This window comes from Candidatus Eisenbacteria bacterium, assembly GCA_020847735.1.
GTDB lineage: Bacteria > Eisenbacteria > RBG-16-71-46 > RBG-16-71-46 > RBG-16-71-46 > CAIXRL01.
In genome coordinates this window covers 1-13,135 of record JADLBL010000013.1, presented here as the reverse complement: position 1 = coordinate 13,135, position 13,135 = coordinate 1, and the positions used below count along the sequence as shown (strand labels likewise).

The following is a 13,135-nucleotide window of genomic DNA, read 5'->3' as shown; positions in this document are numbered from 1 at the left end:
CGCTCTCCGTCCCGACATTGTTCTGCGCGTGACGCCCGATGGCTTTCCCCGAAGGCTCGGCCGCTGGCATTCCCAATGCTGCATTCCCGGGCGTACGAGTCGTTCGAGTCGTCCGGCCGCGGTCAGAAGGAGGGCAGCCCATGAAACGTCAGTCCTGGTTCCGTACGGCACTCGCGCTGGTGGGCGTTGCGGGCTTCGGCCTGCTCGCCGCAGGCTGCACCAATGCGCGCGTCGTGGGCGTCTGGTCGGATCCCAACCGGCCGGCGGGCCCCGCGGGTTCGTTCCTCGTCGTCTCTCAGCGTAAGGACGCCGTTCAGCGGCGGCAGTGGGAGGACGATGTCCAGGCGCAGCTCGCGCGCTCGGGCCTGCGCGCCGTTTCGTCGTACACGCTCTTTCCCGACGGCGTCCCGAGCCAGCAGGCGCTCGACGACGCGATGACCAGCCAGCACTTCGACGCCGCGATCGTGCTCAAGCCCCTCAAGGCGACCCGGGACACCCGCTGGGTGCCCGGCTGGCGCAGCGTCGAGCCCGTCAATTACTACAACCCCTGGACCGGCTACGACCGCATCGTGTACCGCGGACGCTGGCATCCGGGTTACGCCGAAACCGATCACACGCTGCGTGAGCAGGTGACGGTTTGGGACGCGGCCGCGGGCGGCAGAATGGTCTGGGCCGCCACGGTCGAGAGCACGAACCCGTCCTCGGCGAGCGATCTGCGCCAGTCCATCGGCCGCGGCATCGTGCCGGGCCTGCGCAAGGCGGGCGTGATCGCGTAGCGCGCGGGTGGTCAACGCACGGCGGACTTCGCGAGCCGGTCGAGCCTACTCGACCGGCTCGCCCGGTTGCGGCGCGACGACCACGGCGCCGCAACCGCGTGCCGCGAGCTCGGCGCGCAGCGCCTCGGGCGTGCCGGTCAGCGCCGGAAACGTCCCGTAATGCATGGGCACCACCCACTTCGCGTCGAGCTTCGCCGCCGCCCACGCCGCTTCGCGCGGCCCCATCGTGAACAGGTCGCCGATCGGCAGCAGCGCGACCTCGGGCGCGTAGAGCTCGGCGATCACCGCGAAGTCCGCCATCGGTCCGGTGTCGCCGGCGTGGTAGAGGCGGAAGCCGTCCTCGAGCGTGACCACGTAGCCCGCTTCGCCGCCGCCGTACGGCTGACCCGGGGCGTCGAAGCTCGAGGAGTGCGCCGCATGAGTCATCGTGAAGGTGAGCCCGGCCGCCTGCTGCGTGCCACCCTTGCCCATCGGCAGGCAGGTCGAAACCCCCTGGGCCGCCAGCCAGATCGAGCACTCGTAGCTGCACACCACCTCGCAGCCGGTCCGCCCGACGATTCCGACCACGTCGCCGACGTGGTCGCCATGGGCGTGCGTAAGGGCGATGACGTCGCCCCTCCGCGGCGCACGCAGCGCCTCGGGCGTCCGCGGGTTGCCGGTCAGCCACGGATCGAAGAGCACGACCTTGCCGGTCTTCGTCACCAGCTCGAAGGCGCTGTGCCCGAGCCAGGTCAGACGAAAGCCGCGATCGAAGATCTTCATCGGAACGTTTCTCCCTGCGCGCGGCGGGCCGTGGGCACGCCGGCGCGCCCGGTGCGAGAGCAACGCGTCAGCGCGCCGTGCCGACTTCGCGGTCCGTGATCTCCTCCAGGCGCGCCGTGAAATGGCGCAGCACCGGCGCTTCCCAGGTGATGCGAAGCCCCTTCAGCCGCGCGCGCTGGCGGTGCAGCTCGATGACCGATTCGGCCACGTAGCGCATGTGCTCGGTCGTGTACACGCGCCGCGGCACCGCGAGCCGGACCAGCTCGAGCCGCGGGTAGGCGACTTCGCCGCTGTGCGCGTCGCGGTGCGCGAACATCAGGCTGCCCACCTCCACCGCGCGGATGCCGTAATCGCGGTAGAGCGCGGCGACCAGCGCCTGCCCCGGAAACTGCGACTGCGGGATCTGCGGCAGGAAGCGCTTCGCGTCCACGTACACCGCATGCCCGCCCACCGGCTTGACGATCGGCACGCCCGCCTGATCGAGCATCTCGCCCAGGTGCGCGACCTGGCCGATGCGGAACGCGAGGTAGTCCTCGTCCAGGACCTCCCGCAGGCCGCGCGCCATCGCCTCGAGATCCCGGCCGGCGAGCCCGCCGTAGGTCGGGAAACCCTCGATCAGGATGAGCAGGTTCGTGATCGCCGCCACCCATTCGGCATTGTTGAGCGCCAGGAAGCCGCCGATGTTGACGAGACCGTCCTTCTTGGCGCTCATGGTGCAGCCGTCGCCGTGGGAGAACAGTTCCCTCGCGATTTCCGCCACGGACTTGTTCGCATAACCGCTCTCGCGCTGCTGGATGAAATAGCAGTTCTCCGCGAAGCGGCAGGCGTCGAAGATCAGCGGCACGCCGTGGCGCCGGCACACCTCGCGCACCTGGCGGACGTTGGCGATGGAGACCGGCTGGCCGCCGCCCGAGTTGTTCGTGACCGTGATCATCACGAGCGGCACGCGACCCTTCTTTTCGGTCAGCAGCCGATCGAGCTTGCCCGGGTCGAGGTCGCCCTTGAACGGGTGCAGCGAAGTCGGGTCGAGCCCTTCGTCAATCACCAGGTCGGCCGCTTCCGCCTGCTGGTGTTCGACGTTCGCGCGCGTCGTGTCGAAGTGGATGTTGTTCGGCACCACGTCGCCCGGCTTGAGGAGCGTCGAGAACAGCAGGTTCTCGGCGACCCGGCCCTGATGCGTGGGAATGACGTGCTCGAAGCCGAAGATTTCGCGGACCGTCTTCTCGAAGTGAAAGTAGTTCCGGCTGCCCGAGTACGACTCGTCGCCGAGCATCAGCCCGGCCCACTGGTTGTCGCTCATCGCCGACGTGCCGCTGTCGGTGAGCAGGTCCACGTAGATGCTGTCCGCGGGCACCGCGAAGATGTTCAGGCCCGCCTCGCGGATCAGTTTCTCGCGCTCCTCGCGCGACACGCGGCGGATGGGCTCGACGACCTTGATGCGGAACGGCTCTGCTGGAAAACGCATGGGGAAGCCCCGGGGGTGTTCGTTCGGTGCTGCGGGGGAATGGACTTCGGGCAGGATAGCGATGGCGTTCGCGAGCGGGCAACGGGCCGTGAGGCCCATGCCGCCGGGCGCCGTCAGCGCCGGAGCTTGCTCCGCACGGTGGACCACCATCCCTGCACCACGTCCACGCGCGCCAACTCGGGGCCCTCGACGGGGTCCAGCGCGCACACGACCGTGCCGTCCGGCAGCTGCAGGCCGCTCACGATCCGGAAGCCCTCCGGGCCGAGCGTGAAGAGCCGGCGCGCGGGCCCCGGGGTGATGCCTCCGGCGCTGGAGACCTGCATCTCCCAGGCCTCGGCGGAGGTCGGGCCGGCGACGTACCAGAGCCGCCGGCCGTCGGCCGACCATGCCGGGATCGCCCCCGAGCGCACGAGCACGACCGGAAGGCCGGTCGCTCCATCCGGCGAGATCGTGCAGCCGAGGACTTGCTGGTTCCCGGTGCGGCGCGTGTCGAACGCGAGCAGCCGGCCGTCCGGTGAGAGATCCGTCTCGCCCACCTGCCACGCAGGGAGCACGGCCCGCACGCGCGACGCGCCCCCGCTCGCCGGAGCAACCTCGGCGATGAACAGGCGTTCGTTGCCGCGCGCACCGCCGCGGAACAGCAGGTGCCGGCCGTCGGGGAACCACTTCACGGCCCGCACCACGGAGTCGCCCCGGACGACGACGACCTTCAGCGCCGCTTCCTCCGCCCCGTAGCGACGGACGAACAGCCCCGAGCCGTACTGGTCAACCGACTGGTTGTACGCCATCCACTCCCCGTCGTGCGTGAACACCGGCCGGGTGACGTCCGCGCCCTCGACGCGGAGGATTCGCTGCCCCAGACTGTCGCCCGGCTCGAAGGCCCAGATCTCGTCGAAACCCCGCGCATTGGTCACCGAGATCGCGAGGCGCCGGCCGTCGAGGGCGACACCGGGTGCGTTGCCGAAGGCGCGCGGCGCGATGGGCAGCGGGGTGAACCTGCCGTCCAGTCCGAGCCGCTCGAGCGTGCGCCGCTCACCGACCGCGCCGCCCGGCGAGTAGAACAGGTCGCCGCGCGCCGTGAGCGCGAAGTGCCCGGGCAACCACTGGCCGCGCGTGCGAACGCCTTCGAAGAGCGGCACCGCGTCCCCGCGCGTGGCATGCGCCCGCGCGTCGTAGCGCGTGGCCAGGATGCTCGAGCCGCGCGAGAACAGCAGCACGCCGTCGCCGGTCAGATGCGCGTACTGCCCGTCTCGCATCACGGGAGACAGCCGCCCGGTGCGTACGTCGAGAACGGCCGTGCCCTGGTGCCAGCCGTCGGTCGCGTAATCGGTCGTGCCGACGAACACCTCGTCGCGGCCGGCACCGGCCATGGACGGCGGCACGAACGACGAAATCGTGCCCGCGTACTTTCCGCGCTCGACCACCTTCCAGCCGGACAGTCCCCCCGCCGCCGGGTCGTAGAGGGCGATGCGCTCGCCGTCGCCGTGGATGAACAGAACGCGGCCGCCGCTCAGCGGTGCCATCATTCCCATGCCCGCGGGGACGTCACAGACGGAAACCGCCGGGCTACCGTCGTCGGTGTTGGCCTTCATCACCCGCTCTTCGGGCGAATCGTCGGAGATCCGGGAGACGAACCAGAGCGTCCGCCCGTCGTCGCCGAACAGAGGCGCGTCCATGACCCGCTCGCCACCGGGCACGACCCGCCAGTCGGCCTCCGAGAGTCGGCGCACGAACAGGTCGGGTCCCTTGCGGTCGCGGTTCGGCGTCGTCAGCCGTGCGGCGATACGATCGCCGCTCGCCGGCACGTCCCAGTAGGCCGCGGCGGTGAAGCCGTCCACCCCGATGACGTCACCCGGCGGGGGCGGCACCGGGTAGCGCACCACGCGTGCCGCCTCGCGCCCGGCGAAGCGCATCGCACCCGCGCCCAGCAGCGCGCCCGCGACCAGCACGAGCGCCCCGAACGCGAGCGTGCGGCCGCGCGCGGACCGCGCCGGGGCGCCCTCCTCCCCCGCGGGCTCGGCGAGCGCGCGCTCGAGGGCGATGCGCGCCTCGCCCGCGTCGCGGAGGCGCTTGCGCGGGTCGCGCTCGAGGCAGCGCGCGAGCAACTCGCGCACCCGGCGGGGCGTCGCGCGCGGCAGCGCGGTCCAGTCCGGATCGCTCTGCAGGATCATCGCGATCGTGTCCGACAGCGTCTCGCCCGCGAAGCACTGCCGGCCGGCCAGGCATTCGTAGAGCACGGCGCCGAACGACCAGATGTCGGTGCGCCGGTCCACCGGCTTGCCGCGCGCCTGCTCGGGGCTCATGTACGCGGCCGTGCCGAGGATGACGTTCGCGCCCGTCAGGCCGCCCGTCAGCGTCGGGGAGTGCGAGTAGTCCGACACCGCGCCCGAGCTGGCGAGGTCGCCGCGCGCCAGGCCGAAGTCGAGCAGGCGCACCTCGCCGCCAGGCGTGACCATGATGTTCGCCGGTTTGAGGTCGCGGTGGACGATGCCGCTTTCGTGCGCGGCCTCGAGGCCCGTCGCCACCTGCCGGCACAGCTCGATCGCCTCGGCGACCGGCAGCGGGCCGGAGGCCAGGCGCTGCGCGAGCGATTCGCCCTCGACGCACTCCATGACGATGAAGCGCTGCGCGCCGTCGCTTTCGAGCCCGTGCAGCGTGGCCACGTTCGGATGGCGCAGCGAGGCGAGCAATCGCGCCTCGCGTTCGAAGCGGGTGATGCGCTCCGGATCGGCGGCGACGTCCTCGGGAATGACCTTGATCGCGACGTCGCGACCGAGCCGCGTGTCGCGCGCGCGCCAGACCTCGCCCATGCCGCCGGCGCCGAGCGGGGAGAGGACTTCGTAGGCGCCCAGTTTCGTTCCCGGTTGAATGGGCACGGGGCGCACCTTACCCCATGGAGGAACGCCCGCGCGGGGATTCTTGCGCCGAAGGCCCGGCGCGCACCAGCGGGACGCGCGAGCGGCGCGTCCGGGTCATTCGCGGCGCAGCGCGTGGAGCGTCTCGTCCAGCGCCTGCAGGAAGCGCGAGCGGTCGCGCGCGTCGAAGGGCGCGGGACCGGTCGTGGTCTCGAGCCCCGCGCCGCGGAGGTCGGCGAGCAGGTTTCTCGTCGCCAGCGCCTCGCCGACGTTCTCCTCGGTGAACGGCTGCCCCGTCGGCCCCAGCACGCGCGCCCCGTTCGCGACGCATCGCGCCGCGAGCGGGATGTCGGCCGTGACCACGACGTCGCCGGCTCCCGCGTGCGACGCGATCCACTCGTCCGCCGCGTCGAGGCCCGCCTCGACCACCTCGAGCGCGACGTCCTGGACCGGCGGCACGCGCAGCCACGTCGCGGCCACCAGCGTCACGCCCACGCCGTGGCGCTTCGCGACGCGATAGACCTCGGGCTTCACGGGGCAGGCGTCGGCGTCCACGTAGATTCGCATGGGGATGGACAGCCTCCCGGAGACCTGGGCTGCGCAGGGCTGGGACCCCTGGCCCTCGACCGCCCGCCGCGAGTCGCCGGCCATGGGTCGGTGCATGGGTGCTTCGAGTGGCGGCGACCGGCCCGCGCACGATTGCAGAGTACGGCGACGGGCCGGTCCGATCACGGGCCGAAATGTGCCTCCAGCGCGTCGTCACCGCCACGCTTCGAAGCAAACCGAAACGAGCCTCCGGAGGGAGGCACCACTCCGTTGCAGAGATCTGTCTTGACGCCTCCACGTGCGCACGCCGTGATGGTTCGGTCGACGTGCCTCGCGCATCGCGTCAGCACTCCACGGGTCGCGTACCGCCGCCCTTCTCGCGCCGATCTCGCGAAATCGTAGCTTCGCCCGCGTTCGCCGCCGTGGCACGACCTGCGGGCGCCGCGAACGCCCGTGCTTCAATGGGCTCGCCCCGCAAGCGGACCCGCCCCCGAAGGTGGAGTCCCGATGCGCCGGTTCGAGTACCGTCGGTTCGAGTCGCGCGAGCTGCACGCGCGCGTGGTGTCGGCACTGGAGGTGGAGCATGGAGGCAAGGCGGATGTGCTCGGCCTGCTGGGCGAGATCGTGGCCCGCCGCGCGTTCGTGCCCGAAGGCTTCGACGATCCCAAGGCCTACTGCCTCCGGGCGCTCGGGATGTCGCCCGACCAGGCGACGCGCCGGCTGCGGGCCGCCCGCACCGCGCACGAGTTCCCGGCGCTGCTGCCCGCCATCGCCGCCGGCCGGCTCGGCGTGACCGCCGTCAACACGCTCGCGCCCCACCTGAGACCTGAAAACGTCGACGAGCTGGTCTCGCTCGCGGCGGGCCGGACGATCGAGGACCTCGAGCGGACGCTGCGAGTGCGGCACGCGTCCGCGAGCACGCCGATGCTCGAGGCGGTCGCCGAATCTGGTTCGCAGACCGCTCCGGATTCGACGGTCGCAATGGATCCGCAGGCGCCAGCGCCTGCAAACGTCAAGGATTGCCCCGAACCGGCGCCGACCGTGGAGCCGGTGTTCGCAACGCCGGCGCCGGTCGTGCGGCGCATCGCGATCACCGCGGATGTGCAGGAGAAGCTCGAGTATGCGAAGGCGCTGCTCTCGCATGCCACACGCAACGAGTCCGCCGTGCTCGAGCGCGCGCTGGACGCGCTGATCACGAAGCTGGAAGCGAGGAAGTTCGCGAAGACCGCTCGTCCGCGCCCGGTGCGCCCCGGCGCAGGCCCGCGCCAGATCCCGGCCGAGGTCCGGCGCGCGGTGGTCGTCCGCGACGAGGGCCGCTGCACTTTCGTCGGCGATCACGGCCACCGCTGCGGCACGCGCGAGCTCCTCCAGTTCGACCACATCTTTCCCGTGGCCAGGGGCGGCCGCTCGACCGGGGACAACCTCCGGCTGCGCTGCCGGGCGCACAACCAGCTCGAAGCCGAGCGCGTCTTCGGCACCGGGTTCATGCGGCGCAAGCGCGAAGCGCGGCGCGCCGACGAGGCGCTGGCGCCTTACCGAGATCTGGCTCGCGATGAGGCGCTGGCGCCTGAGCTGGCCGCGAAGCAGAAGGACCTGCTCGGCGCGCTGCGCACGCTCGGCTACAAAGCGAAGCAGGCGAAGTGGGCCGTGGCGAGGTGCGCGGACCGCCCCGACCTGTCACAGGAGGGCCTGCTGCGCCTGGCGCTCTCGTACCTGGTGCCGTCCTGCGTACGCCGACGCGAGGCGCCAGCGCCTGCGGCGTGAGGCAGGCGCCGGCGACTGCGGACGGTGAGCCGCAGGCGCGTGAGCTGGGGATTGGGAAACATCTGCTCTGATCGCGCTTCCCGACGCGCGGCGGGCGGTCAACTCACTTGCGTGACCGACGTTTTCGCGAGGTCGCGATGGCACTGTTCGCGATGCCCCGCGCGGGTCCGGCTACGGCATCGGCTACTCGGGAGCGAGACTATCTGATAACCACCATCTTGCGTGTCGCGCTCAGCCTGCCAGCTTCAAGTCGGTAGAAGTAGCAGCCCGGTCGGAGGTCGCTGGTGGAGAGGGGCACTTGATGCAAGCCAGCTGTTTGGGAGGCGCCTGATAGAGGGCAAGCGACTACCCGACCGTGAAGGTCAAACACGGTCATCGTGACGGTCGCCGGAACTGGCAACGTGTACCGGATCATGGCGCTCTCCCGCGCCGGATTGGGCGCGCTCTGCACGAAGAAGTCGGTGGGTAGCGTGCCCGGCCCGGCGTAGTCCGCCGGTGTCATGACAGCGAAAGACGCCTGAGGCCAAACGCCCATTCGGGCGAAGGCGCCTCCAGCGTAAACACGTGTATCGGTCGCCGCCAGACACCACACGATGCCGTCCGGAGTTGGGTACCACTCGCGGACTGCACCCGTATGGGCGTTCAGTGCCGCAATGCAGAAGCGAGGCTCGCCCCCGACGAAAGAGAAGCCACCTCCGGCGTACACGGTGCTGTCGCTGGCGGCCAGCGCGAGGATTCGGCGGCTCGCGTTCGCGGACCATGGGGTGAGGTCCCCAACAGAACTAATAGCGGCGAGTCCGTCCCGCTGCTGACCATTGACGAAGTTGAACTCACCACCAACGAAGATCGTACCGCCCAAAATCGCGATCTTGTTGACAATCCCATCCGTGCTTGGTGTCCACGTAGTCGGGAACCCACCTTGTGGGTCGATGGCCGCCAAGCTGGCACGCACCTGACCCCCAATACTCCCGAACCAACCACCAACATAGATGACTGAGTCACCGGGGACAATCGTGTAGACGATGTCGTCCGCGTTCGGGTTCCACGGCGTTGGGAGCCCTGTCGTCTCGTCGATCGCGGCAATGTTACGGCGCGGTTGTCCACCAACGGCGCCGAACGACCCGCCGAGCAGCATTGTGCCGCGCCATGGCGCCAACGAGTAGACGGTGCCGTTGACTCCCGGATTCCACGGAGTTGCGAGCCCCGAAACCGAATCCAACGCGGCGATCCCAGTACGCGGCTGTCCGCCGACAAATGAAAACGAGCCACCAACGTACACGACGCCTCCCTGAACCACGATGTCCTGTACCGTGTAGTCCGGCTCTGGTGCCCAGGGAGTTACCTTGCCCGTAACCGCATCGAAGGCGGCGAGATCATGGCGCCTCACCCAAGGGCCCATCGAAGTGAAAGCGCCGCCGGCGTAGATCACTCCATCTGCAAGAGCGAGCGTCGAGATTTCCCAGTTCGGACGGGGATCCCAGCTGAAGCGCTCGCCTGTCCGCGTGCTCAGCGCTGCGAGGTAGCTGCTTGGCGAACCTCCGAGGCTATCCGCCTCTCCCGCTACGAAGAGAGTGTCCCCCGCCGCCACGAATGAGTTGAAGTAGGCCCCGGCCACGAAGTCCCTGACGGCTTTGGGATCCCAGGATGTTGACAGCCCAGTGGTGATGTCCAGCGCTGCCAGCCCTTGCCGGGCTGCCCCGCCAATGACCTTGAAGGATCCCCCGACGTAGAGCGTGCTTCCTCGGACCAGCAGCGCCGATACGCGCGGGCCACCGTCGAAGTTGTAGTCCGGACGTCGCTCGACTCCAGCGTCCCAGGGAGTGAGCGTTCCACTCAGGGTGTTCACTGCCGCGAGGTGCCGCCTGGGCGTGCCGCGGACGGTGACGAATCGTCCCCCAACAAAGAGAGTCGAGTCATCGAGCGCCAGAGCGAGTACGCGTTGAGGGACACCGGGGTATGAATCAATACCTGCGTCCCACGTCGTCGCGTGCCCTGTGGAGGAATCAAGCGCTGCGACGTAGTTTCGGGCTTGCCCACCAATGTTCGTAAACAGGCCACCCGCGTAGATCTTCCGGTCCTGCGCCAGCAAGGTCATCACCCAGTCATTGGCAACAGGGTTCCAATCCAACAGTTCCCCATCTTCTGTGCTCAGGGCGGCAAGATGTTGTCGTTCAACATTGGCGACGGACGTGAACTTGCCGCCGACGTACAGCACCGGGCCCTGGAGCGCGAGTGTCTGCACCTCGTCATTGGTTTCAGCCGACCACGCCTCAACCGCCCCGGTAGCGGAGATGCGCGCTATATTCCCACGTCGTGTCCCGCCCACGGAGCTGAACAATCCCGCGATGTACCATCCGCCGCGATCATCGGCGACGACAGCGTTCACCTTGCCAGCGACCTTTGGGCAGGCGGGCGCGCAGGACGCTGTTCGCGGGTCGATGAGAACGCCCCCGCCCGAGGCCGGGCCCACGGTGGCGAAGTTGCCACCCACGTAGATTGTGTTTCCCGATCGAGCGATCGCAAACACGCGGGCACCCGGCTCCATACACCAGAAGTTCGAGTCGACGGACTGCGCGCGGAGATGTCTCGGGCTCGTGACGAGGAGGGAGGCCCCCAGCAAGAGCGGGGTCAGCCAGCGGTCAACCCCAACCCTCGAGGCAAGCAGGCGATTCGACCGAGCCGTCTGGTGCTGTGCCATGTCTTGGGGGATCGAATCCACTTCGCCCCTTGCGTCACCGAACGACGGGAACACGCAGGACCCGAGTGAATCCGGCGCCCGTCAGCCGCGCGAAGTACATCCCAGATGGCACGGATTCGCCTTGGGCGTTGCGGCAATCCCAGATAATCCCGTGACGGCCCGTCAACTCCCGCCTCTCCGTCAAGGTCTGGATTCGCCTCCCTGCCAGGTCATACACCGCAAGTCTCGGAACAATCCGGCTTGGCGCATCGACTACGAAGGACACCGACTGGACGCCAGGGCGCAGGTTGGCCACGTAGAACCGGAGGTTGCTGCTGGCCGCCCCATCCTCGACGCCAGTCAGGTCGGGGTAGCCGATCACGAAGTTGTTGCCGTCCCAATAAGAGCTCATTTCAAAACGTCCTCACCGCGATGCGGCAGCAAATCAGGATGCAAGCCAGCGTGAGGAAGGCTTCGTGAATGTCGGTGCGGCGCTCGCAACGAACGCGGAGGCGCTTGAACTGATGCAGCCAGCTGATCGTGCGCTCGACGACCCAGCGCGTCCTCCCCAGACCGCTGCCGTGGACAGTCCCGCGATGGGCGATGACCGGCTGGATGTTCCGCTGCCTCAGCGCGGCCTCGTGCGGCCCGGAGTGGTACGCCCGATCCGCCTGCGCTCGCGCGGGCCGGAAGCACGGACGTCCGCGCTCCCCTTGGAGCGGCGGGATGGCGTCGACGAGCGGGAGGAGTTGGGTGACGTCATGAGCATTCGCTCCAGTGAGCGCGACCACCAGCGGGACACTCTGCGCCTCGGTGAGGACGTGGTGCTTGCTCCCGGGACGCCCACGATCCGTCGGATTGGGGCCCGTTTGGAGCCCCCTTTTAGCGCCCGCACACTCGAGCTGTCGATCACGGCCCGCGACCAGTCGATCTCGCCGGCCTGGTGCAGCTCCGTCAGCAAGGCGTGGTGGATCTTCTTCCACGCTCCGGCCTGCTGCCAGTCGCGTAATCGTCGCCAGCACGTGACCCCCGAGCCGCAGCCCATCTCCCTCGGCAGGTACTCCCACGGCATCCCCGTCTGCAGCACGAAGACGATCCCCGTCAGCGCGGCACGATCCGGCACCCGAGGCCGCCCGATTCGAGATCGCTTCGGCCGCGGCAAGTGCGGCTCGATCAACTCCCACAGCGCATCGTCCACCAGCATCTTCGCCATCGTCGGACCTCCTTGTCCGTCGCGCGAAGCTACGCGATGCTGACCCCGTTGTCATCCGTTTTGAAATGAGCTCTAAGTCCTTGTGATAGCAATTCCGGTCCCATTGAACGCAGCGAACAGATGGACCTCGCCAACCTGGAGGTGTTCGCAGGCCTGCCAATAGAGCACGCTCGGGTTTCCTCCGAGGTAGCTGTAGAGCGAATCAATGCCTGGCCAATACGCCACTGTCGTGTCGGTCACAGCGTATCCGCCTGACTGAGTGGCGATGAACGTGGAGTTGTAACCAGGCAGATTCCACCACGCGTTTGCGAAGTAGATCCGCCAAGCCCCGGTTTCCGACGAATCGCGAGCGACCAGCGGAGACTCAACAGAGCTGACACCCGTGTGGCCGTAGTCGGTGGCTCGGTAGGAGCCCAGATCAATCCACCGCTCCATCGTGCCCGCTCTGTTTCGCGCCACCCCGACGACCGTACGGACAGCGGCGCCGTAGTTCTTGTCCTGCCCGACATTGAAGAGCAGAAACCTCCCGGCGCTATCTGGGTCTGCCATCACCCATGGGTCGCGGAACTGCTGCTGGCCGATGCCTTGCGCGGCAGGGTCGGCCCAGCCGGTGCTGTCGGCCGAGTAAACCCACGTCGACTGGCGGTTCCAAGTTGTGTTGGTCGTGTCGAGAAGGCTCGTGGTTGCCCAACCGATGCGCTGGTTCCCGCTCGCATCCACGCCGGTGTAGAACATGTACTGGAGGTTGCCTACCTGAACAATCGATGGCGCCCAGACGAACTGCGCGTCCCAGCCCGCGTTTGGCAAGAACGCGTCGGTCTGCACTCGCCAGTTCGTCAGGTTCTCAGACCAGGCATGCGCGAGCGAGGGCTCTGCGCCTGTTGATGCGAAGTGCCGGATATAAATCAGGGGCCTTCCGACTTTCGTGTGGCTGAGAACAGGGGCCTGAGGGCCTGATAGGCTGCGCGCGGACCCTGACCGCGAGGACGCGCGATGACGATCGACAGCCGGACGCTGTACGCGACACTGCTGGGCCTGAAGGCGCCGTGGGAGATCACGGACGTGGAGTTGAAGCAG

10 protein-coding genes are annotated in these 13,135 nt (G+C 68.7%); 2 read left to right on the top strand and 8 right to left on the bottom strand.

Annotated features, from left to right (window positions below):
• The first annotated feature begins 140 nt into the window (after nt 1–140).
• A complete protein-coding gene (locus IT347_05795; protein ID MCC6349087.1) occupies nt 141–776 on the top strand; it encodes a hypothetical protein in 636 nt (211 codons plus the stop codon).
• A 45-nt stretch (nt 777–821) separates the two neighbouring features.
• Here IT347_05795 and IT347_05790 read toward each other — a convergent pair whose 3' ends face one another.
• The 4 genes from IT347_05790 to IT347_05775 form a co-directional block, all read right to left on the bottom strand.
• Complete coding sequence (locus IT347_05790) at nt 822–1,538, bottom strand: metal-dependent hydrolase (GenBank protein MCC6349086.1); 717 nt, start codon at nt 1,536–1,538, stop codon at nt 822–824.
• A gap of 67 nt (nt 1,539–1,605) precedes the next feature.
• On the bottom strand, nt 1,606–3,003 hold the full coding sequence (locus IT347_05785; protein ID MCC6349085.1) for a tryptophanase: 1,398 nt from the start codon (nt 3,001–3,003) through the stop codon (nt 1,606–1,608).
• A 113-nt stretch (nt 3,004–3,116) separates the two neighbouring features.
• The gene (locus tag IT347_05780) at nt 3,117–5,879 is read right to left on the bottom strand and encodes a protein kinase (GenBank protein ID MCC6349084.1); all 2,763 of its coding nucleotides are present in this window, start codon (nt 5,877–5,879) and stop codon (nt 3,117–3,119) included.
• Between the two features lie 96 nt (nt 5,880–5,975).
• A complete protein-coding gene (locus IT347_05775; GenBank protein ID MCC6349083.1) occupies nt 5,976–6,509 on the bottom strand; it encodes a YaiI/YqxD family protein in 534 nt (177 codons plus the stop codon).
• A gap of 402 nt (nt 6,510–6,911) precedes the next feature.
• On the opposite strand from IT347_05775, the gene IT347_05770 reads away from it, so the two are divergent.
• Entirely contained in the window at nt 6,912–8,168 is a 1,257-nt protein-coding gene (locus tag IT347_05770) for a hypothetical protein (protein MCC6349082.1), read from the top strand.
• A 199-nt stretch (nt 8,169–8,367) separates the two neighbouring features.
• Here the strand turns inward: IT347_05770 and IT347_05765 are convergent, their stop codons facing one another.
• The 4 genes from IT347_05765 to IT347_05750 form a co-directional block, all read right to left on the bottom strand.
• Nucleotides 8,368–10,695 (bottom strand): T9SS type A sorting domain-containing protein, encoded by a 2,328-nt coding sequence (locus tag IT347_05765; GenBank protein MCC6349081.1) that lies wholly within the window; start codon nt 10,693–10,695, stop codon nt 8,368–8,370.
• A 205-nt stretch (nt 10,696–10,900) separates the two neighbouring features.
• A complete protein-coding gene (locus IT347_05760) occupies nt 10,901–11,257 on the bottom strand; it encodes a hypothetical protein (protein ID MCC6349080.1) in 357 nt (118 codons plus the stop codon).
• 1 nt (nt 11,258) lies between these two features.
• Nucleotides 11,259–12,058, bottom strand: a protein-coding gene (locus IT347_05755) for an IS5 family transposase (GenBank protein MCC6349079.1) whose coding sequence is annotated in 2 segments (ribosomal slippage) — nt 11,259–11,719 and nt 11,719–12,058 — 801 coding nt in all. Because the reading frame shifts where the segments join, the coding sequence is not laid out codon by codon here.
• A 72-nt stretch (nt 12,059–12,130) separates the two neighbouring features.
• The gene (locus IT347_05750) at nt 12,131–12,883 is read right to left on the bottom strand and encodes a hypothetical protein (GenBank protein ID MCC6349078.1); all 753 of its coding nucleotides are present in this window, start codon (nt 12,881–12,883) and stop codon (nt 12,131–12,133) included.
• Nucleotides 12,884–13,135: the final 252 nt, after the last annotated feature.

What these genes read in the sequence shown, in the direction of transcription:
- IT347_05795 (MCC6349087.1), top strand. Translation starts at nt 141, where the DNA reads ATGAAACGTCAGTCCTGGTTCCGTACGGCACTCGCGCTGGTGGGCGTT.
- IT347_05790 (MCC6349086.1), bottom strand. Translation starts at nt 1,538, where the DNA reads ATGAAGATCTTCGATCGCGGCTTTCGTCTGACCTGGCTCGGGCACAGC.
- IT347_05785 (MCC6349085.1), bottom strand. Translation starts at nt 3,003, where the DNA reads ATGCGTTTTCCAGCAGAGCCGTTCCGCATCAAGGTCGTCGAGCCCATC.
- IT347_05775 (MCC6349083.1), bottom strand. Translation starts at nt 6,509, where the DNA reads ATGGCCGGCGACTCGCGGCGGGCGGTCGAGGGCCAGGGGTCCCAGCCC.
- IT347_05770 (MCC6349082.1), top strand. Translation starts at nt 6,912, where the DNA reads ATGCGCCGGTTCGAGTACCGTCGGTTCGAGTCGCGCGAGCTGCACGCG.
- IT347_05760 (MCC6349080.1), bottom strand. Translation starts at nt 11,257, where the DNA reads ATGAGCTCTTATTGGGACGGCAACAACTTCGTGATCGGCTACCCCGAC.